Below are 403 nucleotides of genomic sequence, written 5' to 3'. Positions count from 1 at the left end.
AGAATTCATGTTTGAAGTCCCTTTCACTGCAAATGCAAGAGCGATGGGGTCTAGACAAGCTGACCAGGTAGGGCCGCTTGCCTTTTTGCTTGACTCCTCGGAGGACCAGCAGACGTCGGGACCGGGGTGGTTCATGACCGCAGGCACTTCGAACAAAGCCGGCCTTCTGAAGCCCGGCCAGGTGTCGGCAAACACGGGATCGGAAACCAGGCCGTCGAACACTGCTTACCACCCTCGCATCCATGTTTGATGCCCTTTTCACTGCAAATTTCAATTCTTAGGAGCACGCAGTATGCAGAAGGACGTATTCCAGACCGATGATGATGGCCTATATCTGTACCAATCTGTCGCCAATGAGTTGGCGCTGACGCCGGGCGCGTTCAACATCCCTTTCGGCGCCTAT

At 54.6% G+C, this 403-nt stretch carries 1 protein-coding gene; it reads right to left on the bottom strand.

Annotated elements, in window-relative coordinates; translation table 11 throughout:
* Nucleotides 1-222: hypothetical protein (locus RCF13_RS04560; RefSeq protein ID WP_308140901.1), on the bottom strand; the 222-nt coding region annotated here is incomplete at its 3' end.
* Nucleotides 223-403: the final 181 nt, after the last annotated feature.

The sequence above is a fragment of the Stenotrophomonas maltophilia group sp. RNC7 genome (assembly GCF_030910085.1).
In the GTDB taxonomy this organism is placed as follows: domain Bacteria; phylum Pseudomonadota; class Gammaproteobacteria; order Xanthomonadales; family Xanthomonadaceae; genus Stenotrophomonas; species Stenotrophomonas sepilia.
The sequence above is the reverse complement of the archived record's forward strand: the minus strand, read 5'-3'. Positions and strand labels throughout refer to the sequence as shown.